At 62.1% G+C, this 19,268-nt stretch carries 19 protein-coding genes; 13 read left to right on the forward strand and 6 right to left on the reverse strand.

Features of this window, described 5'->3' with window-relative positions; genetic code table 11:
- Positions 1-46: 46 nt before the first annotated feature.
- On the reverse strand, positions 47-1,054 hold the full coding sequence (locus LQ231_RS01615; protein WP_230170028.1) for an MBL fold metallo-hydrolase: 1,008 nt from the start codon (positions 1,052-1,054) through the stop codon (positions 47-49).
- A 180-nt stretch (positions 1,055-1,234) separates the two neighbouring features.
- Entirely contained in the window at positions 1,235-3,478 is a 2,244-nt protein-coding gene (locus tag LQ231_RS01620; RefSeq protein ID WP_230170029.1) for a methyl-accepting chemotaxis protein, read from the reverse strand.
- Positions 3,479-3,831: 353 nt separating this feature from the next.
- Between LQ231_RS01620 and ffh the strand changes: the two genes are divergently transcribed.
- From ffh to trmD, 5 genes are all read left to right on the forward strand, one after another.
- On the forward strand, positions 3,832-5,418 hold the full coding sequence (gene ffh, locus LQ231_RS01625) for a signal recognition particle protein (RefSeq protein ID WP_230170030.1): 1,587 nt from the start codon (positions 3,832-3,834) through the stop codon (positions 5,416-5,418).
- Between the two features lie 10 nt (positions 5,419-5,428).
- On the forward strand, positions 5,429-5,749 hold the full coding sequence (locus tag LQ231_RS01630) for a chorismate mutase (RefSeq protein WP_230170031.1): 321 nt from the start codon (positions 5,429-5,431) through the stop codon (positions 5,747-5,749).
- 66 nt (positions 5,750-5,815) lie between these two features.
- Entirely contained in the window at positions 5,816-6,190 is a 375-nt protein-coding gene (rpsP, locus tag LQ231_RS01635; protein WP_007601626.1) for a 30S ribosomal protein S16, read from the forward strand.
- A gap of 122 nt (positions 6,191-6,312) precedes the next feature.
- Entirely contained in the window at positions 6,313-6,888 is a 576-nt protein-coding gene (rimM, locus tag LQ231_RS01640) for a ribosome maturation factor RimM (protein ID WP_230170032.1), read from the forward strand.
- A gap of 7 nt (positions 6,889-6,895) precedes the next feature.
- Positions 6,896-7,597 carry a tRNA (guanosine(37)-N1)-methyltransferase TrmD gene (trmD, locus tag LQ231_RS01645; protein WP_113142890.1) on the forward strand — a complete coding sequence of 234 codons (702 nt, stop codon included), beginning with the start codon at positions 6,896-6,898 and terminating at the stop codon, positions 7,595-7,597.
- Here trmD and LQ231_RS01650 read toward each other — a convergent pair.
- Positions 7,579-8,325, reverse strand: a complete 747-nt coding sequence (locus LQ231_RS01650) for a sulfite exporter TauE/SafE family protein (protein ID WP_113142839.1) — start codon at positions 8,323-8,325, stop codon at positions 7,579-7,581. The two genes, trmD and LQ231_RS01650, sit on opposite strands and share 19 nt — an antisense overlap.
- Before the next feature lie 278 nt (positions 8,326-8,603).
- Here LQ231_RS01650 and rplS point away from each other — a divergent pair, with 278 nt between their 5' ends.
- The 6 genes from rplS (at position 8,604) to LQ231_RS01680 (ending at position 13,740) form a co-directional block, all read left to right on the forward strand.
- A complete protein-coding gene (rplS, locus tag LQ231_RS01655; protein WP_113142840.1) occupies positions 8,604-9,155 on the forward strand; it encodes a 50S ribosomal protein L19 in 552 nt (183 codons plus the stop codon).
- 153 nt (positions 9,156-9,308) lie between these two features.
- Positions 9,309-9,710 carry a hypothetical protein gene (locus LQ231_RS01660; protein WP_230170033.1) on the forward strand — a complete coding sequence of 134 codons (402 nt, stop codon included), beginning with the start codon at positions 9,309-9,311 and terminating at the stop codon, positions 9,708-9,710.
- 105 nt (positions 9,711-9,815) lie between these two features.
- Complete coding sequence (locus LQ231_RS01665; protein ID WP_230170034.1) at positions 9,816-10,514, forward strand: helix-turn-helix domain-containing protein; 699 nt, start codon at positions 9,816-9,818, stop codon at positions 10,512-10,514.
- Between the two features lie 9 nt (positions 10,515-10,523).
- On the forward strand, positions 10,524-11,939 hold the full coding sequence (locus LQ231_RS01670; protein WP_230170035.1) for a PepSY domain-containing protein: 1,416 nt from the start codon (positions 10,524-10,526) through the stop codon (positions 11,937-11,939).
- A 141-nt stretch (positions 11,940-12,080) separates the two neighbouring features.
- Positions 12,081-12,878, forward strand: coding sequence for a transporter substrate-binding domain-containing protein (locus tag LQ231_RS01675; protein ID WP_230170036.1), 798 nt, complete (start codon positions 12,081-12,083; stop codon positions 12,876-12,878).
- Between the two features lie 37 nt (positions 12,879-12,915).
- Complete coding sequence (locus LQ231_RS01680) at positions 12,916-13,740, forward strand: amino acid ABC transporter permease (protein ID WP_230170037.1); 825 nt, start codon at positions 12,916-12,918, stop codon at positions 13,738-13,740.
- A 53-nt stretch (positions 13,741-13,793) separates the two neighbouring features.
- On the opposite strand, the gene ppk2 is transcribed toward LQ231_RS01680, so the two are convergent.
- A complete protein-coding gene (gene ppk2 / locus LQ231_RS01685; RefSeq protein ID WP_230170038.1) occupies positions 13,794-14,699 on the reverse strand; it encodes a polyphosphate kinase 2 in 906 nt (301 codons plus the stop codon).
- Positions 14,700-15,073: 374 nt separating this feature from the next.
- Between ppk2 and leuC the strand changes: the two genes are divergently transcribed.
- A complete protein-coding gene (gene leuC / locus LQ231_RS01690; RefSeq protein WP_113142848.1) occupies positions 15,074-16,483 on the forward strand; it encodes a 3-isopropylmalate dehydratase large subunit in 1,410 nt (469 codons plus the stop codon).
- A 233-nt stretch (positions 16,484-16,716) separates the two neighbouring features.
- Positions 16,717-17,547 (forward strand): DMT family transporter, encoded by an 831-nt coding sequence (locus LQ231_RS01695; protein WP_230170039.1) that lies wholly within the window; start codon positions 16,717-16,719, stop codon positions 17,545-17,547.
- Positions 17,548-17,619: 72 nt separating this feature from the next.
- Here the strand turns inward: LQ231_RS01695 and LQ231_RS01700 are convergent, their stop codons facing one another.
- Both LQ231_RS01700 and LQ231_RS01705 read right to left on the reverse strand, forming a co-directional pair.
- On the reverse strand, positions 17,620-18,450 hold the full coding sequence (locus LQ231_RS01700; protein ID WP_230170040.1) for an aldo/keto reductase: 831 nt from the start codon (positions 18,448-18,450) through the stop codon (positions 17,620-17,622).
- 203 nt (positions 18,451-18,653) lie between these two features.
- Positions 18,654-19,211, reverse strand: a complete 558-nt coding sequence (locus LQ231_RS01705) for a L,D-transpeptidase family protein (RefSeq protein WP_230170041.1) — start codon at positions 19,209-19,211, stop codon at positions 18,654-18,656.
- Between the last annotated feature and the right edge of the window lie 57 nt (positions 19,212-19,268).

The following is a 19,268-nucleotide window of genomic DNA, read 5'->3' on the forward strand; positions in this document are numbered from 1 at the left end:
ATGGCGGAAAAGCGATGAAATTACCAGTGCTGCAGCGCGAAGCGTCTCACCCTGCCGGAACGTCGAAGACCTCTCCCGGCAGCAGTGGGCGGAAAAGCGCGTGATCGACTCCATGCTGGTCGAGTGCCGCGCGTAGATGGGTGACCGGGTGATCGATCGGTTCGTCGGTCAGCTGGAACGTGCCGAAATGGTGGCCGGCGACATGGGATGCCCGGCACGCCAGCATGCCACGAACGGCTTCGTCCGGATTCTGGTGCTGCCCCTTCATGAACCAGCGCGGCTCATAGGCGCCGAAGGGCAGGATGGCGAGGCGGAAGCTTTGATATTTCTCGGCAGCGCTCGCGTAGTTGATGCCGTCGTGAAAGCCTGTGTCGCCGACATGATAGATCCGGCCGGCCGGTGTCTCGATGACGAAGGCGGCCCAGAGCGCCATGCGCCGGTCGCCGGTTCCGCGGGCCGACCAGTGATGGCTAGGCTCCGCGACGATGCGGACATCGGCGGAAATCCTCGCTTCACCACCCCAGTCGAGCGTCGCGATCTCGGCATCAGGTATGGCGCGACGGATGATCGTATCATTGCCCAGCGGCGTGACGATTCGTGGCGCATGCTCCTTGTGCAGGCGTTTCAATGTCGCGACATCGAGATGGTCATAGTGATTGTGCGACACGAGCACGAGATCGATCGGCGGCAGATCGGCAAAGGCGATGCCCGGCGCGACCACACGCTTGGGTCCGGCGAAGGAAACCGGGCTGGCGCGATTGGACCACAGTGGATCGGTCACGATGTTGAGCCCGGCCACCTGGACCAGAAGCGCGGCGTGCCCGACCATGGTTACACGCAGACCGTCACCGGTGATGCGCTCCACCGGTTTTGCTCCGGCGAAAGGGCTGACGACCGACTTCGGCCAACGGGCCCGCTCGCCATTGAACTGCCATTTCAGAAGGTCGCGGAAATTGCCCGGCTCGACGCCATTGGGATTGAAAAATCGTATGCCGTCGAAATGATCGGAAACGGGACCCTTGTAGTAGGGGTTCTTGCTGTCTGGCGCGGTCAATTCGTCTGTCCTGTTGCCTTTGGTGTGGCAAGCATATGGGGGAGGCAGATGAGGGTATCCAGCGGCCGACGCGAAAATTGCCTTGAACTCTTCTGGCCAAGGCTGGAGCAAGAGGAAGGTGGGGTAAGGGGGAAGATGAGAGACCGGTGCCGCATGGACGCGGCACCGGTCTGGATCAGATCAGAATTCCTGCCAATCCTGGTTGTCTGCGCTGACTGCAACGCCACCGGCCGCTACCCGAACCGGCGCACGGCGCGGCGAAGCAGGTGCGGACATGGGTGCGGCGGGAGCAGCGGTGCGGCGCGGTGCGGCCATTTCGGCAACGACGGAGCGCAGTGATCCTGCATTGCCGCTGAGCTGGAACTGGCTGATCAGGTCACGCAGGCGATTGGCTTCGCTGGCAAGCGTCGCGCAGGCCGCATTGGCCTCTTCGACCATGGCGGCGTTCTGCTGGGTAACCTGGTCCATCTGGTTGACCGCCATATTGACTTCCGACAGGCCAACCGACTGTTCGCGCGCCGACGTGGCGATCGAATCCATGTGCTGGTTGATCGTGACAATATAGGTTTCGATGGTCTTCAGCACTTCGCCGGTCTCGCTGACCAGCTTGACGCCGCTGCTGACTTCGTCGCTGGAATTGCGGATCAGTGTCTTGATTTCCTTCGCCGCATTGGCCGAGCGCTGGGCAAGCTCGCGCACTTCCTGAGCGACGACGGCAAAGCCCTTGCCGGCTTCACCCGCACGGGCTGCCTCGACGCCGGCATTCAGCGCCAAAAGGTTGGTCTGGAAGGCAATATCGTCGATGACGCCGATGATGTTGGAAATCTGGCCGGACGACTGCTCGATCTTGCCCATGGCGGCGACCGCGTTTGCGACGACGGCGCCGGACTGACGGGCACTGTCATTGGCCTGGATCGCAACCGTGCGGGCCTCTTCGGCGCGCTTGGAAGAATTGCTGACATTGACGGTGATTTCGTCGAGCGCCGCTGCCGTCTCTTCGAGCGAAGCGGCCTGCTGTTCGGTGCGCTTCGACAGGTCGTCGGTGCTCTGGCTGATCTCGCGTGAACCGCTGTCGATTGCACCGCCGGCCTGGGCCACTTCCGCAAGCGTCTGGCGCAGTTGCGAGACGGCAAGATTGAAGTCGGTCCGCAGGGTTTCAAAATCGGCGTCGAGCTGCTTGTCGATCTGGAAGGACAGATCACCGGCCGCCAGGTGCTTCAGGCCATCGGCCAGCGTCGCGGTGGCCTTGCTCATCGCTTCAGCACGGTCGTGCTCGAGCTGGGCCGTGCGGCGGCGTTCACCTTCACTCTGGTCGCGTTGCTTGTCGGCCTCGTTTTCGAGCTGCACAGCCCTGATCGCATTGTCCTTCAGGACCTGAACGGCTCGCGCCATGGCGCCGATTTCGTCCGCACGGTTACCATTGTCGACGGTTGCCGACAGGTCGTTCGAAGCCAGACGCGAGATCGTGCCGGTGATGTTGGCAATCACCGATGCCAGCGAGCGGGCAAAGAACAGGAAGCCGAGCGACGACAGGAGTGCAACCAGCACGGTCACGATCGCGGTCGTCCAGAGAGCCGCGCGGCTGCCTTCGACGATTGGTGTGACATCGGAGGCAATCGACATGACGCCGATCTTGTCGCCGGAGAAATTGTTGAACGGCACGCCTTCGATGATGTAGGTGCGTCCGCCTTCCGTCATCTGGGCCTGCACGGGTTTGCCGTCGAACACGGACTGCAACTGCGCGTCCGACAGAAGCGGCTTGTCGCCGAGCGTCGAGGCCTGCTGCACGAGCTTGCCTTCGACAAGCACATGGACGGCGATTTCACCCTGGATGCGCTCCGCCAGCGGCTTGAAATAGGCATTGGCAAGGCTCGTGCCGGTATCGACGGCGCCGACCACCTTGCCGTCGCGAAGAACGGGAGCCGAGGCGAACATGCTGACGGCGGTGCGGCCGGGTTCCGTGCCGGCAACCAGCTTGCCGCTCGACAGGGCGCCTACGACGGTCTTGCGCCGGCCCGTCATGTCATCGCCGAACTTGTCCGGCGTGTGGATGCGGGCAACGGCTTCACCCTTGGAATTGATGAAGGTAATCAGCTGGACGCCGCCGGAGCTGATGATTTCCGGCAGGCTGCCGGAATACCGCTTGATGATCTCCTCGCGTGCATTGCTTTCGATCAGGCCTGCCGTTTCGGGTTCGCCGGCCAGTGCCAGCGCAACGGTCGATGCCGTCTTCTTCTGGGCATTCATGTCGTTTTCGATCAGCGCCAGGTCGCTCTGCATCTCCTTGCGCAGCGCTTCCTCGTTCATGTTCGACTGGCGATACCAAGCGGTGCCGCCGATAGCGGCGCTGGTAAACAGGACTGCAGCAAAGCCATAGGCCGTGATTTTGACCCAAAGGGGTCGTTTGATTGTCGTCTCGGTCATGGTTTCTCTCCTCAGCCCTGTCCGTGCAGAGGAAAATCACGGAAAACATTCAAATTAACGTAAATTCTGATGTAATGAATTATGAGGGGTGCATTCTTGTGGTCGCAATGGGGTAGCTCCAGTGCAACTGCCGGCATTGTTGACTTTCCCGCCGTTTTGCTGTTTACCCCCGTCCATCTGCGACGAGACATGCACTCCGAGCCGCCGACCGGGACCCGCAAGGTATAAAGAGTTCCCGGAGGTCAACACCCGACAGCGCGATGCGCCCTCGGGTGCTTTTTGGCTTTGCGTCTTGTTTTCGTCCAAGGGAATACCGAGGTTTCGAAGATCCGAAACCGAGCAAGGAAGAGCCGATGTTTGAAAACCTCCAGGACCGCCTTGGTTCCATTCTGAATGGACTGACCGGCCGTGGCGCATTGTCCGAGGCGGATGTCTCGGCAGCGTTGCGCGAGGTTCGTCGTGCACTTCTGGAAGCCGACGTCGCCCTTGAAGTCGTCCGCGGCTTTGTCGAAAGGGTCCGCGAGAAGGCCGTCGGTGCCGCCGTGCTGAAGTCGATCAAGCCCGGCCAGATGGTCGTCAAGATCGTCCATGACGAGCTGGTCGAGATGCTCGGCACCGAGGGTGTCGGCGTCGACCTGATGGCGGCTGCCCCGGTCGTCATCATGATGGTCGGCCTGCAGGGCTCGGGCAAGACCACCACCACCGGCAAGATCGCCAAGCGCCTGACCGAGCGTGACAAGAAGAAGGTCCTGATGGCCTCGCTCGACACGCGTCGTCCGGCGGCCCAGGAACAGTTGCGCCAGCTCGGCGCCCAGACCGGTATCGACACGCTGCCGGTCATCGCCGGCCAGTCGCCGACCGATATCGCCGCGCGCGCTGTGCAGGCCGCCAAGCTCGGCGGCCATGACGTGGTCATCCTCGACACCGCCGGTCGTACCCATATCGACGAGCCGCTGATGATCGAGATGGCCGAGATCAAGGCCCGCTCGAAGCCGCATGAAATCCTGCTGGTCGCCGATGCGCTGACCGGTCAGGACGCCGTCAACCTGGCGCGCAATTTCGACGAACGCGTCGGCATCACCGGTCTCGTGCTGACCCGCATGGATGGCGATGGCCGCGGCGGTGCAGCGCTTTCGATGCGCGCCGTCACCGGCAAGCCGATCAAGCTGATCGGCGTCGGCGAAAAGATGTCGGAACTCGACGAGTTCCATCCGCGCCGCATCGCCGACCGTATCCTCGGCATGGGCGACATCGTCTCGCTGGTCGAGAAGGCTGCCGAGAACATCGATGCCGAAAAGGCGGCCGCCATGGCGGCCCGCATGGCCAAGGGCAAGTTCGACCTCAACGATCTCGCCGACCAGATCGGCCAGATGCAGAAGATGGGCGGCATGGGCGGCATCATGGGCATGATGCCCGGCATGGCCGGCATGAAGGACAAGATGGCGTCCGCCGGCCTCGACGACAAGCTATTCAAGCGCCAGCTCGCGATCATCTCCTCGATGACCAAGGCAGAGCGCGCCAATCCGGACCTGCTCAAGCATTCCCGCAAGAAGCGCATCGCCGCCGGCTCCGGCACGGATGCGGCGCAGATCAACAAGCTTTTGAAAATGCACCGCCAGATGGCCGACATGATGAAAATGATGGGCGGCAAGAAGGGCGGCGGCATGATGAAGCAGATGATGGGCGGTCTGGCTTCGAAGATGGGGCTTGGTGGCGGCATGGGTGGCCTTGGGGGTGGAATGGGCGGCATGCCCGATCTGTCCAGCCTCGACCCGAAGCAGCTTGAAGCGCTGGCCAAGCAGGCCGAAGCTGCCGGCTTGAAGCCGGGGGCCGGTCTTCCGGGTCTGGGTGGTGGCGGCCTGCCGGGTCTCGGCGGCCCGAAACTGCCGGGTCTCGGCGGCGGTTTCCCCGGCCTGCCCGGCCTGCCGAAGAAGAAGTGAAAGGACGCGCATGACTGATCAGACCGTCAAGCAGCAGCTTTCCGGCTATCGCCAGTCGATCGACAATATCGACGCGGCGCTGGTCCATATGCTGGCGGAACGTTTCCGCTGCACCAAGGCCGTGGGCGTGCTCAAGGCCCAATACGATTTGCCGCCGGCGGACCCGGCGCGCGAGGAATACCAGATCGCCCGCCTGCGCCGCCTGGCCCAGGATGCCAATCTGGATCCGGATTTCGCCGAGAAGTTCCTGAACTTCATCATCACCGAAGTCATCCGGCATCATGAAGCCATTGCCGCCGAACATGGTGGCGTAACTGAAAAGACCGCCTGACGGCGGCCTCAACAAAAAACCGGACCAGCCGTGCGCAGTCCGGACTGAAAACCAAGGAGTAATGCAATGTCCCTGAAGATTCGTCTCGCCCGCGGTGGTTCCAAGAAGCGCCCTTACTACCAGATCGTTATCGCTGACGCCCGCTCGCCGCGCGATGGCCGCTTCCTCGAGAAGGTCGGTTCGTGGAACCCGATGCTCGCCAAGGACAACGACAAGCGCGTTGAACTGAACGCCGACCGCATCAAGGAATGGCTGGTCAAGGGCGCACAGCCGACCGACCGCGTTGCCAAGTTCCTCGCCGATGCCGGTCTCGTGACCCGCGACGCCCGCAGCAACCCGGAAAAGGCAAAGCCGGGCAAGAAGGCCCTGGAGCGCGTTGCCGAGCGCAAGCAGAAGGCTGAAGACGCCGCTGCTGCCGCTGCCGAAGCTGCTGCTGAATAACAGGGTCTCCCCCTGATCAAGCGGGCGGTGGGTCTCTCACCGCCCGTTTTTGCGTTTTCTTTATCTGCGCTTGCCCTTAAAAGGGTAGGCACACCAGCCTCTCTTCAGGATAACAAAGACCCATGACCGTGCTGCAGAACCCCGTCTTGATGGCCGTGATCGGCGCTGCCCAGGGCTTGCGCGGCGAGGTCCGGGTGAAAACTTATACTGCCGAGCAATTGTCGCTTGGCGAATACGGTGCGCTTTACAGTGCCGACGGACGCAAGTTCGAGATCCTCGATATCCGTGAAGCCAAGACGGTCGCGATCGTGCGCTTCCGCGGTATCAACGACCGCAATGCCGCCGAGGCGCTGAACGGGCTGGAACTGTTCGTCGACCGCGACAGCCTGCCCAATGAGGACCTGGACGATGACGAATTCTACTATGCCGATCTCGAAGGTCTCGAGGTCTATGATGCCGAGAACAATCATTATGGTGCGGTGTCCGGCGTTTATGATTTCGGCGCCGGCGATCTGCTGGAGCTGAAAGGTCCCGGCAAACGGCCGGTGCTCATTCCTTTCTCGGAAGCCGCCGTGCTTGAGATCGATCTTGAAGGCAACCGTATCCTGGTCGATCCGATCGCCGCCGGCCTGAAGGACGACGGCGAGGAAAAGCCCTACGGCCTCGGCAAGCCGCGCCCGCCCTATGGCAGCAAATGATCCTGCCATGAGCTTCAAGGCCTCTATCCTGACCCTCTATCCGGACATGTTTCCGGGCCATCTCGGCCAGGCGCTTGCGGGACGGGCGTTGGAACGCGGCGACTGGTCGCTGGAAGCGGTTCAGATCCGTGATTTTGCCGAGGACAAACATCGCAGTGTGGATGACACCCCGTCTGGTGGCGGTGCCGGCATGGTGCTCAAGCCGGATGTGCTGGCGCGGGCGATTGATTCCATAGCCGACGATGCAAGGCCGCGACTGCTGATGAGCCCGCGTGGTCGGCCGCTCACCCAGCAGCGCGTGCGTGAACTTGCGGACGGCGAAGGCGTGGTGATCGTTTGCGGTCGCTTCGAGGGCGTCGACCAGCGCGTCATCGATGCGCGGCAACTCGAGGAAGTGTCCATCGGCGACTATATATTGTCCGGCGGCGAGCCGGCAGCCCTCACCTTGCTCGATGCCGTGGTGCGCATTCTGCCCGGCGTCATGGGCAACCAGTTGTCGGGCGTGCATGAGAGCTTCGAAGGCGGACTGCTCGAACATCCGCACTATACCCGGCCGCAAGTTTTCGAGGGTCGCGATATTCCCGAGATCCTGACCTCCGGCAATCATGCGGCGATCGAGAAATGGCGTCAGGCGGAAGCGGTCAAGCTGACGAAGGAACGTCGCCCGGACCTGCTGGCCGCGTCAAAATCTCAACCTGTCACGAAGTAATAGATCGCAAGGCCGACACCGGCCGCCACGACCAGCCAGCGCATCACCGGCTGCGGAACCTTCTTTGCCATGGCGACGCCGGCATAGCCGCCGAGCGCGACAGCCGGGATCATGATCGCGGCATGTAACCAGGACAGCGCACCCGCACCGACGAAGACGGCGATCGCCACGGCGGCAATGACGATCGACAGGAAGTTTTTCAGCGCATTGAGGCGATGATAGTCGCCACCGCTGGCGAGCCCCAGCGATGCCAGCATCATGATGCCCATGCCGGCGCCGAAAAAGCCGCCATAAAACGAGGTTGCGGCCTGAAGCACGAGGCCCAGCGGGCTGGCCGGGTGGCTTTCTCCCGCCGTCTTCGGTCGCAGTTTCGGACCGGCCGCAAAGACCGCGGTTGCGGCCAGCAGCAGCCACGGAACCATGGCGCGGAACGACGGGTTGGAGAGCGATATCAGGAAGAGCGCACCGCCGAATGCACCAATGGCGGACACGATGCCCAGCGCCAGCGCACTTTTCCAGAGGCCGGCGAATTCGCGGCGATAGGCCAATGTCGAGGTGATGTACCCGGGAAACTGTGTTACCGACGAGGTGGCATTGGCGCTGATTGGCGGCAGGCCCGCCAGTGTCAGCGCGCCGAAGGTCAGGAAAGTGCCGCCGCCGGCAATGGCATTGACCGCGCCGGACAAAAAGCCTGCGACGAACAATAGGCAGATCAAGGCGACGGACATTCGGCAAACTCCCTTTGATGCGACTGGTCGCAGTCATAGCATCGTAAAATCGACCGACAAGCCGCATTTCAAGGGCTTCCGGCGGATAAAATTGGGGCCCGAGGGGTGACAAGCCGCGCCCCATGGTGTAATGGCCCGCTCGGATATGGGCAACAAGCCCGTCTGCCAAAACAAAGAACCGCGTATTCGCTCCCGCCTTTCGAGGCAAGATCCGGAGGCCACGGCCAATGGATGAACGTTGAGCGCTCTGGCCGTTTCAGAAGAAATTGAGGTTAGACATGAACATCATTCAGCAGCTGGAAGCCGAACAGGCCGCCAAGATCGAAGCCAAGCGCAAGCTGCCGGAATTCTCGGCTGGCGATACGCTTCGCGTCAACGTCACCGTCAAGGAAGGCACACGTACCCGCGTACAGGCCTACGAAGGCGTTTGCATCGCGCGTTCGGGCGGCGGCATCAACGAGAGCTTCACCGTTCGCAAGATCTCTTACGGCGAAGGCGTCGAGCGCGTATTCCCGGTCTACTCGCCGATGGTCGAAAGCGTCGAAGTCGTTCGCCGTGGTAAGGTCCGTCGCGCCAAGCTCTACTACCTGCGCGATCGTCGCGGCAAGTCGGCTCGTATCATTGAAGACACCGGCGTCCGCGCCCGCAAGCTGAACGACGCCGAGCGCGCCGCGATCGCTGAAGAAAAGGCACGTCTGGAAGCCGAAAAGGTAGCAGCAGCACAGGCTCTGGCCGCCGAAAAGGCAGCTGCCGAAGCCGCTGAAGCCAAGGCCGCTGCAGAAGCTGCCGCTGCTGCGGAAGCAACGGCTGCCGAAGGCACCGCAGAATAAGACTTTCCCGTTTCGGGATTTGGGAAAGGCGGCCTTCGGGTCGCCTTTTTTTGTTTTAAGCTGGTGCGACATCCGCGCGCAGCCATTGCCGGATTTCGCGACTTGTGATGAGCCGGTCTGCCTGTTATCCCTTTTTGCCTGTCGGGGGATAGAATGACGAAGCGTGGACCAATTGCGACGTGGATGACGATGATGCGCATTGCGTGCGTCGTCGCCCTGTGCGCTGTCGGTTTTGCCCATCGCGCACCTGTCGCCCATGCCACGGTCCTGAGTGCGGCTGAGATTGCCGCCCTGACGCTTCCCGACGGATCGCTGCCCGACCTGTGCCTGCCCGGGCAGGGCGATGACGGCAAATCGAAGACGCATACGGCTTCCACCGATTGCGAAGCCTGCCGAATCTCCGGGCAGATCCTACCGCTGACGCCGACCGACCTGGTCGGCACGCGCCTGCCGATCGCCACCCATATTGCCCTGCCGCTTCGCGCCGAGGCATTTTACCGGCAGCTTTTTCCTCCCAATGGCGGCCCCCGAGCCCCTCCCGTTTCGGTCGTTTGAACTGAGCCCGGTACGTCGGCGGCCCTGCTGCCTGCGTCCGGATACGTCAAATCTGGCCGCTAAACATGCCCATATGGCATGTCCGGCCAAAGACCGGACCTGCCCATGCTTGATCCACTTCCCCATTCGCGCGCTTCGTCCACCATGGTTTCCATGCCTCCCATGGGCACCGCGCACCAGGACACGCAGCGCGCCGATCGCCACAGCGCCGCACGTCTGCCGCCGCGCACCACGATCTTTCTCGAAGGCTTTGCCCGCTCGCCACTCTACCGGGTGATTGAGGGATGCGTGGCGACATCGCAGGCTCTGTCGGATGGCCGCCGCCAGATTATCGATATTGTCGGCCCCGGGCGCGTGTTCGGGCTCGGCCTTGGCGATCGCAACCACTGCTCGGCTGAAACCCTCGGCTGGACCAGGCTTGAACCCTATGGCGACTGTGCCGGCCCTTTGCTGGAAATGGCGCTGCACGAGATGCTGGCGCGGTCACAGGCACTGACCATGCTGCTCGGTCGCAAGACGGCGTCCGAGCGGGTTGCCTTTGCCATTCTCGATCTTGCCGGACAATTCGGTCGCCCCGCCCGCCAGCGCAAGCGTGGCGCAGTCACCTTCCATCTCTACCCGACCCGCGCCGATCTCGCCGACTGGCTTGGCCTGACGATCGAGACCGTCAGCCGGTGCTTCACCCGGTTGAAGCGCGTCGGTTTCATCGACTTCCAGACGTCCGATCTCGTCACCCTGCTCGAACCGGCGTCGCTGGCGCGGGTGGCAGCCGGTGACGGGCATCTCCCGCTTCCATCGATCTAAGAGGATCCCATGTCGAGTGTTCAAGGTCTTGCCCCCGCAGCGGAGGCACAGCAGAGTGCCTCGCGCCGCTTCTATTTCACCGCCTGGCGCTGGCATTTCTATGCCGGCCTCTATGTCGCGCCCTTCCTGCTGATGCTCGCCGTGACCGGCCTCATCATGTTGTGGTCCGCGGTCTTCGTCGGCCGTGATGGCGAAAAACTCTATAGCGCCACACCTCAGGCCGAGACCGCTTCCGTATCCAGACAGGCCGAGGCCGCCTTCATGACGGCGCCCGACGGCCAGATCGTCCAGTATATCGCGCCGCGAACGGCAGACGGTTCAGCCGTATTCCGCATCAACCGGGGCGATGCTTCCAGCATGGTCGCCGTTGACCCCTACTCGGCAGAGGTTCTGGGCACCTGGGAGCGGCACAACGGCCTCTATGATCTGGCCAACACGATCCATGGCACGCTCATGCTCGGCACGGTCGGTGACCGGCTGATCGAAATCGCCGCCGGCTTCGGTGTGGTGCTGATCGTCACGGGTCTCTATCTTTGGTGGCCGCGGGGCGGTCAGGGCTTTGCCAGCGTTCTGGTTCCCAACTTTGCCGCGAAGGGACGGGCGCTGTGGAAGTCGCTGCATCTGACCGTTGGCTTCTACATCTCGGCGATCCTGCTGGTCTTCCTCCTGTCGGGCCTGACCTGGGCCGGTATCTGGGGCGAAAAAATGACCCAGGCCTGGAGCACCTTCCCGGCGGAAAAATGGGACAACGTGCCGCTGTCCGACGAAACCCATGCCAAGATGAACCATGGCGGGGTCAAGGACGTGCCATGGACGCTGGAGCAGACGCCGATGCCGGTTTCCGGCTCGGCAGCTGGTGTCGCAGGCACGCCGGAAGGCCGGCCGGTCGATCTCGACGCAATCGTTTCGCTTGCCCGCGCGCTGGGCTTCGACCAGCGGTTCCAGCTTGCCTTTCCGGGCGATGCGAATGGCGTCTGGACAATCTCGCGCGACACGATGAGCAATGACAGCTCCAATCCGCTGTCGGATCGTACCGTGCATGTCGACCAGTATACCGGCAAGATCCTCGCCAATGTCGGTTTTTCCGACTATGGCACGGCTGGCAAGGCCATGGCGGTCGGCATCGCCTTCCATGAGGGGGACATGGGTCTGTGGAACCTGGCACTGGTGACGATCTTCTGTCTGTCGATCATCTTCCTGTCGGTCAGCGGTATCGTCATGTGGTGGAAGCGTCGCCCGAAGGGTGCCGCCCGTCTCGTTGCGCCGGTGGTCAGCGAACCCGGGCCGTTGTGGAAGACCGGGGCGGTCGTGATGCTTGCCGTGTCGCTGCTGTTTCCGCTGTCCGGCGCCGTGCTTGTCGGCGTGCTGCTGCTCGACCTGCTGGTGATCCGTCACGTGAAACCGCTGAAGCGGGCCGTCAGCTGAGATTTCAACGCCGGCGGCTGATCAAATCGGCCGCTGGCATTCAATACGGGCCGTGAAACCATGCCCTTGGAAAGGCGGGCAGCACTTGCCTTGGCCAAACAAACTGTGACACTCTGCCTTGCCACAATTCAGGAGAGTTCCATGTTGTTTCGCCGCGCTGTTCTTGCCGGTCTGTCCGCCCTCGTGCTCGCACCGCTCGCAGCGTCTGCTGCCGCCCTGCCGGATCTCGGCGGCAAGACGGTCGTCGTCGTCACCGAAAACGCCTACCCGCCGCTGCAGTTCGTCGATCCGAAGTCCGGCCAGGCGATCGGCTGGGAATATGACGCGATGAACGAGATCGCCAAGCGGCTGAACTTCAAGGTCGAATACCAGAACACCTCCTGGGACGCGATGATCCAGGCGGTGTCCGACGACCAGTACAATCTCGGCATGACCGGCATCACGATCAAGGACGACCGCAAGGAGAAGGTCGATTTCTCCGATCCCTACATGCGTTCCGAGCAGTTCATGCTGGTGCGCGGTGATGAGGCCCGCTTTACCGATGCCAAGAGCTTCGCGGCCCTGACCGACGGTCTGGTCGGCGCGCAGCCCGGCACCTCGCCATTCTACACCGCCGTCTACGAGATCCTCGACGGCAACGAGCAGAACCCGCGCATCAAGCTGTTCGAAACCTTCGGCGCCACGGTGCAGGCACTGAAGGCCGGTGACGTCGATCTGGTCCTGACCGACAGCGTTGCGGCCAAGGGCTATGTCGATGCGTCCCAGGGTGGCCTGAAGGTCGTTGGTGGCGCGCTCGGTGCCGAGGACTTCGGCTTCATCTATCCGAAGGGCTCCGACCTGGTTCAGCCGATCAACGCCGCGATTGCGGCGCTGAAGGCCGACGGCACGTTCGACGCGCTGAACAAGAAGTGGTTCCTCGACTACAAGATGGGCGAATGAGCCCGCTGGCCATAAACGGCGTCAGGGCCGCTGGCTGATGAGCTTCCAGACCCTGCCGCAAGGCAATCAGAAGGGCGACCGACCCTGGTGGTTGGTCGCCTTTGTCGTGCTGGCCGTCCTGGTCGGCCTCGTCATCGTGTTCAGCGATCTGTACACACAAGTGTTCAACACGGTCGCCAAGGGCATCTGGGTGACGGTCTTCGTAACGCTGACCGGTTTCCTGCTGGCGACCACGCTCGGGCTGATGATCGCGCTGCTCGGCATGGCCGACAGCATGGTGCTGCGCCAGATCGCCCGCTTCTATGTCGAGGTGGTACGCGGCGTGCCGATCCTCGTCCTGCTGTTTTATGTCGCCTTCGTCGGCGCTCCGGGCTTTGTCGCGCTCTACAACCTCATCGTCTCGCCACTGACGGCCGCCGGCTATCTGGAGCCGATGGTGGTGCGCGACGTCTCTTTGATGTGGCGGGCGATCATCGCCCTGATGATCGGCTATTCGGCCTTCATCGCCGAAATCTTCCGGGCCGGCATCCAGTCGATCGACAAGGGCCAGATCGAAGCGGCCAAGGCGCTTGGACTCAGCCGCAGCCAGCGGTTCCGCCTCGTCGTTTTCCCGCAGGCGATCCGGGTGATCTTCCCGCCGCTGTCCAACGATTTCGTCGCCATGGTCAAGGATTCGTCGCTGGTCTCGGTGCTCGGCGTCGCCGACATCACCCAGATGGGCAAGGTCTATGCCTCCGGGTCGTTCCGCTTTTTCGAGACCTATTCGATCGTCGCCTATGTCTATCTGGTACTGACGATCGGCCTGTCACTGATGCTGCGCGGCTTCGAGAAGCGCATGCGCGCGCGGGCCGAGCGCTCCTGAGTTTTTCGGCCGGAAGCGGAAGACCATTCTTTCCGCTTCCGGCCGATCCAGCCTCAATAGATTTCCGGCACATACATTTCCTGCGGCACCGGATGGCGAAGGTAGTCGCTGTTGCGCACCCGGTCCGGCAGGACGACCTGTTCCTTCGGCACGCTTTCATAGGGGATCTGGCCGAGCAGATGGGTAATCATGTTCAGCCGCGCCTTCTTCTTGTCGACCGCCTGGACAACCCACCACGGCGCCTCGGGAATGTGGGTGCGCTCCAGCATCTCTTCCTTGGCCTTGGTATATTCCTCCCAATGAATACGGCTCTGCAGGTCCATCGGTGACAGTTTCCACTGCTTCAGCGGATCGTTGATGCGCATGCGGAAGCGGAATTCCTGTTCCTCGTCGGTGATCGAGAACCAGTATTTGAGCAGGATGATGCCGGAGCGGGCCAGCATGCGCTCGAATTCCGGCACGGAGCGGAAAAATTCCTCCAGTTCGTCCTGGCTGCAGAAACCCATCACCCGTTCGACGCCGGCGCGGTTATACCAGGAGCGGTCGAACATGACCATTTCGCCGGCCGTCGGCAGATGATTGACGTAGCGCTGGAAATACCACTGGCTGCGTTCACGTTCCGTCGGTGCGGGAAGCGCCACGACGCGGCAGACGCGCGGATTGAGGCGCTGCGTCACGCGCTTGATTGCGCCGCCCTTGCCGGCCGAATCGCGACCTTCGAACAGCAGCACGACCTTGAGTTTCTTGTAATGCACCCAGTCCTGCAGCCGCACGAGTTCGTGCTGCAGCTTGAACAGTTCGCGGAAATAGACCCTGCGGTCGATCGTCGGCTCGGACAGGCCCTCGGCGACGAGTTCGTCCAGCCGCTCCTCTTCCATCTCCAGTTCCAGTTCCTCGTCGAAGCTGTCGATGATCTCGTTCTTGATGCGGTTGACGTCGTCATGCGTGGGCGCGGACATAAAGGCTCCTTCCGGGTTCGAACGGCAGATCAACGCATGTTTGCGCGAATGCTTTATGACAGCTGGAAAATGGGCCGGCCAGCCCGGCTCGCCAAACCATTGCGTGATGCGTGCAGGACGATAACGCCGCCGGTTACTGCCACATTGCCGACCGCACGAAAAACTGCTAAAGAACCGCGCATGGGATCGAAATTCGGATGCCTCGCGCCAGACATTTTCGTGCTGCAAGACCACAAGCGTCTGCCGGCACGCTTTTTCGCGCGTGTCTCCGGGGCGCTCAACAGCCGTCTAGTCTAGGACGCCGTAACGCCGGTTTGCCGTTTGGCGACCACACGCCCGATTGCCATCTATCATCTTCACACGGATATAAAGCCATGAGCGCACCGCGTACTCTTTACGACAAGATCTGGGACGACCACATGGTCGATCAGCAGGACGACGGAACCTGTCTTCTCTACATCGACCGTCACCTCGTTCACGAAGTGACGAGCCCGCAGGCCTTCGAAGGTCTGCGCATGGCCGGCCGCAAGGTCCGTGCGCCGGAAAAGACGCTGGCCGTCGTTGACCACAACGTACCGACCTCGCCGGATCGCCATCTTGGCATCAAGAACGAGGAAAGCCGCATCCAGGTCGAGGCGCTCGCCACCAATGCCGCCGAGTTCGGCGTCGAATATTATTCGGCCAGCGACAAGCGCCAGGGCATCGTGCACATCGTCGGTCCGGAACAGGGCTTCACCCTGCCGGGCATGACCATCGTCTGCGGCGATAGCCACACCTCGACGCATGGTGCTTTCGGAGCCTTGGCGCATGGTATCGGCACGTCCGAAGTCGAACATGTGCTGGCCACCCAGACGCTGATCCAGAAGAAGGCCAAGAACATGCTGGTGCGTGTCGATGGCGTTCTGCCGGAGCATGTGACCGCCAAGGACATCATCCTTGCCATCATCGGCGAAATCGGCACGGCCGGCGGCACCGGCCATGTCATCGAATTTGCCGGCGAAGCCATCCGTGCGCTGTCGATGGAAGGCCGTATGACCGTCTGCAACATGACGATCGAAGGCGGCGCCCGCGCCGGCCTGATCGCGCCGGACGAAAAGACCTTCGAATATATCAAGGGCAAGCCGCGCGCGCCGAAGGGTGAACAGCTGGAACAGGCGATCGAATACTGGAAGACGCTGCAGAGCGACGAAGGCGCCCATTACGACCGCGTCGTCGTGCTGAACGCCGCCGATCTGCCGCCGATCGTCTCCTGGGGCTCCTCGCCGGAAGACGTCGTTTCCATCCAGGGCGTGGTACCGAACCCGGATCTCATCGAAGACGAGAACAAGCGCACCTCGAAATGGCGCGCGCTCGACTATATGGGCCTGAAGCCGGACACCAAGATCACCGATATCGCCATCGACCGGGTGTTCATCGGTTCCTGCACCAATGGCCGCATCGAAGACCTGCGCGAAGTCGCCAAGGTTGTCGAAGGCCGCACTGTCGCCTCGACCGTGTCTGCGATGATCGTGCCGGGTTCCGGTCTGGTCAAGGAACAGGCGGAAGCCGAAGGCCTCGACGTGATCTTCAAGGCGGCCGGTTTCGACTGGCGTGAGCCGGGCTGCTCGATGTGCCTGGCGATGAACGACGACCGGCTGAAGCCGGGCGAGCGTTGCGCCTCGACCTCGAACCGCAATTTCGAAGGCCGCCAGGGCTTCAAGGGCCGCACGCATCTTGTGTCGCCGGCCATGGCCGCCGCCGCGGCCGTTGCCGGACACTTCGTCGATATCCGCGACTGGAAGTAAGGCGAAAGCCGCACGTGTGACTTCAGATGCCGTCCGCAGCAACGCGGGCGGCTTCTTTTTGCGGTTGTGTCACCGGACGATCGTAAAGACGGGCAATTGCAAAAGTGGCAATTGCAAAGGCCGGCAAAGCCGCTATCGTCGCGCCGTCACAAAATTGTCATGCAACCCTCCTTGATGGCCCATTCCATGCCCCAGCCGAATTCCTTGATCGCCAGCGCCGGCGCGGTGCGTGCATGAGCGCGATCGCCATCGGCCTTGCCCTGGTTGCCGCCATCCTGCATGCGAGCTGGAACGCTTTCCTGCGCACCGGCAACGATCGTCTCTGGTCGATCACCGTGATGAGCCTCGCCGGCAGTGTGATCGCGCTGCCGTTCCTGTTCTATTTCCCCCTGCCGGATCTTGCCGCATGGCCCTATATCCTGCTCTCGGCCAGCCTCCAGGTCGGCTACAGCCTGTTTCTCGTGGCGGCCTACCGCCAGGGCGAATTGGGCCAGGTCTATCCGATCGTGCGTGGCTCCGTGCCGATGCTGGTGACACTGGGCGGCTTCCTGTTCTTCCATGAGGTGCTCGGGCCCTACCAGACGCTTGGCGTCGCTCTGGTCGCCGCCGGCATCATGAGCCTGTCGCTCGGCAAGACGCGGGCAGCCACATCCTCGCTGCTGTTTGCGCTTGCCACCGGCTTTATCATCGCCTGCTATTCAACGGTGGATTCCAAGGGCGTGAAACTGGTCGAACAGCCGGTCGCCTATGCCATGTGGGTGCTGTTCCTGTTCGGCGTGATGATCTGCGTCACCTATGCCGTGCTGCGTCGTGGTTTGCTGATCGATTTTCGCGCCAGTGTCACCTGGAAGGCGTTTGCCGGCGGCGTTGTCGCGATGATGGCCTATGGCCTCGTCGTCGTCGCCTATTCCTTTGCGCCGGCCGGCCTGGTGACGGCGGTGCGCGAAACCAGTGTCGTCTTCGCGGTCCTGATCGGGGCAGCGTTTCTCGGCGAACCCCTGACGATCCGCCGGGTGGCCGCCTGCCTGACCGTGGCGGCCGGCGCGATCTGCGTCAGTCTGTAACCGTCTCTGCAATGAAAAAGGCGGCTGTCGGGCCGCCTTTCTTGTCGTGGTTAACCAAGCGTTACACGTGAATCAGAAGGTTGCGGTCTTCGGATCCGGGCCGATGCGGGCGCCCGCATCGTCCAGCGCATTCAACTCTGCCAGGTCGTCACTCGAAAGCGTGAAGTCGAAGACATTGAAGTTTTCGACGATACGCGATGGCGTGACGGACTTCGGAATGACCACCAGGCCGTTGTCGATATGCCAGCGGATGATCACTTGTGCCGGCGTGCGGCCAAGACGCTCGGCAATCTTGCCGATGACCGGGTTGTTCAGCAGCTTGCCCTGACCAAGCGGGCTCCAGGACTGCGTGGTGATCTTGTGCTTGTCGTGGAAGGCGCGCGTCGTCTTCTGCTGGAAGTCCGGATGCAGTTCGATCTGGTTGATGACAGGCACGACGCCGGTTTCTCCGATGATCTTTTCCAGATGTTCCGGATAGAAGTTCGAGACGCCGATCGATTTTGCCCGGCCTTCTTCCTTGAGCTTGGCAAAAGCCTTCCAGGTATCGACAAACAGGCCACGATGGGCCGATGGCCAGTGGATGAGATAGAGATCGACATAGTCGGTGCCGAGACGCTTCAGGCTGGCGTCAAATGCCTTGAGCGTCGAATCGTAGCCCTGGTCGACGTTCCACAGCTTGGTTGTCAGGAAGATTTCGCCACGGGCGACGCCCGACTGCTTTATGCCCTTGCCAACACCTTCCTCGTTTTCATAGACGGCGGCCGTGTCGACGTGGCGATAACCGGCATCCAGCGCCGCCTTGACCGCGGGCGCAGCTTCGTCGTCCGGGGTCTGCCAGACGCCGAGACCGACCTGGGGGATGCGATTGCCATCGTTCAGGGTGATATGGGTTTGCTCTGTCATCGGTGAAATCTCCATGAAGTATCGGGCGATTGAAGACGGCGGAGGTCTTCGGAAATGATTGATGCCGGCACGGTTTGTCCAGCTGTCGGAATCGGGCCAGCACATAACTATTCAAATGGGCTGGCCCCTGTTTCCCATTCCCTACTTAGGAAGGCTGCTGGCCAATGAAAGGGGATCGAGATGCAATTAGCCTGATCGTTCTGTCAGAGAACCTGAAGGCTGGTTCTGGCCGTCAGAAAAGGCAGAAGGCGGCGCATGTCGCGCGGATGGAGGGCAACACAGCCTTCCGTCGGCTGGTAGCCGGGGGGGGCGATATGAAAGAAGATTGCCGAGCCGCGGCCGCGCTTTCGGGACGACAGGTTCCAGTCCAGCACGATGCAGAGATCATAGAGTTCGTCATCGCGCATCAGCCGTTCGTGGCTCGGCCGGAACGGCGCCTTGACCGGGCGATTGTAGCTGGCATGGCCGGACGCGTCGCACCAGAGCATGGCCGCGCTGGCGCGCTGCATCGGCAAGGCAGTCTTCGCCTCGCGCACCCGGTCACCACGCAGGTAGCCGGAGACGAGTTTCATCGTCGCAATGGGGGTCGCACCGTCACCCTCGCGCTTGCGGCTGGTGGTGGCCGAGCGGCCAATGGCGGCGCGCAGGCGCAACGGCCCGGCCTGCAGGATCGCCTGGCTTTTGCCGGTCGGCGCCCGACGAACAAGCAGGCGGCGCAGCGTCTTTTCCGGAATTTTAGGCTTGTCGGCTGTCACATTCACGAGATTTTGCCTTGTTCGTGAAGAATGTTGTATTCATAGCACTTCATATGTTTCGGC

Source organism: Rhizobium sp. CECT 9324, assembly GCF_918741265.1.
Taxonomy (GTDB): domain Bacteria; phylum Pseudomonadota; class Alphaproteobacteria; order Rhizobiales; family Rhizobiaceae; genus Allorhizobium.

Excerpts from the sequence above, each read along its gene's own strand:
- rplS (WP_113142840.1), top strand. The coding sequence starts at position 8,604 with ATGAACATCATTCAGCAGCTGGAAGCCGAACAGGCCGCCAAGATCGAA.
- trmD (WP_113142890.1), top strand. The coding sequence starts at position 6,896 with ATGAGCTTCAAGGCCTCTATCCTGACCCTCTATCCGGACATGTTTCCG.
- LQ231_RS01670 (WP_230170035.1), top strand. The coding sequence starts at position 10,524 with ATGTCGAGTGTTCAAGGTCTTGCCCCCGCAGCGGAGGCACAGCAGAGT.
- LQ231_RS01680 (WP_230170037.1), top strand. The coding sequence starts at position 12,916 with ATGAGCTTCCAGACCCTGCCGCAAGGCAATCAGAAGGGCGACCGACCC.
- LQ231_RS01650 (WP_113142839.1), bottom strand. The coding sequence starts at position 8,325 with ATGTCCGTCGCCTTGATCTGCCTATTGTTCGTCGCAGGCTTTTTGTCC.
- LQ231_RS01675 (WP_230170036.1), top strand. The coding sequence starts at position 12,081 with ATGTTGTTTCGCCGCGCTGTTCTTGCCGGTCTGTCCGCCCTCGTGCTC.
- ffh (WP_230170030.1), top strand. The coding sequence starts at position 3,832 with ATGTTTGAAAACCTCCAGGACCGCCTTGGTTCCATTCTGAATGGACTG.
- LQ231_RS01660 (WP_230170033.1), top strand. The coding sequence starts at position 9,309 with ATGACGAAGCGTGGACCAATTGCGACGTGGATGACGATGATGCGCATT.
- LQ231_RS01700 (WP_230170040.1), bottom strand. The coding sequence starts at position 18,450 with ATGACAGAGCAAACCCATATCACCCTGAACGATGGCAATCGCATCCCC.
- rpsP (WP_007601626.1), top strand. The coding sequence starts at position 5,816 with ATGTCCCTGAAGATTCGTCTCGCCCGCGGTGGTTCCAAGAAGCGCCCT.
- leuC (WP_113142848.1), top strand. The coding sequence starts at position 15,074 with ATGAGCGCACCGCGTACTCTTTACGACAAGATCTGGGACGACCACATG.
- LQ231_RS01665 (WP_230170034.1), top strand. The coding sequence starts at position 9,816 with ATGCTTGATCCACTTCCCCATTCGCGCGCTTCGTCCACCATGGTTTCC.
- ppk2 (WP_230170038.1), bottom strand. The coding sequence starts at position 14,699 with ATGTCCGCGCCCACGCATGACGACGTCAACCGCATCAAGAACGAGATC.
- rimM (WP_230170032.1), top strand. The coding sequence starts at position 6,313 with ATGACCGTGCTGCAGAACCCCGTCTTGATGGCCGTGATCGGCGCTGCC.
- LQ231_RS01620 (WP_230170029.1), bottom strand. The coding sequence starts at position 3,478 with ATGACCGAGACGACAATCAAACGACCCCTTTGGGTCAAAATCACGGCC.
- LQ231_RS01695 (WP_230170039.1), top strand. The coding sequence starts at position 16,717 with ATGAGCGCGATCGCCATCGGCCTTGCCCTGGTTGCCGCCATCCTGCAT.
- LQ231_RS01630 (WP_230170031.1), top strand. The coding sequence starts at position 5,429 with ATGACTGATCAGACCGTCAAGCAGCAGCTTTCCGGCTATCGCCAGTCG.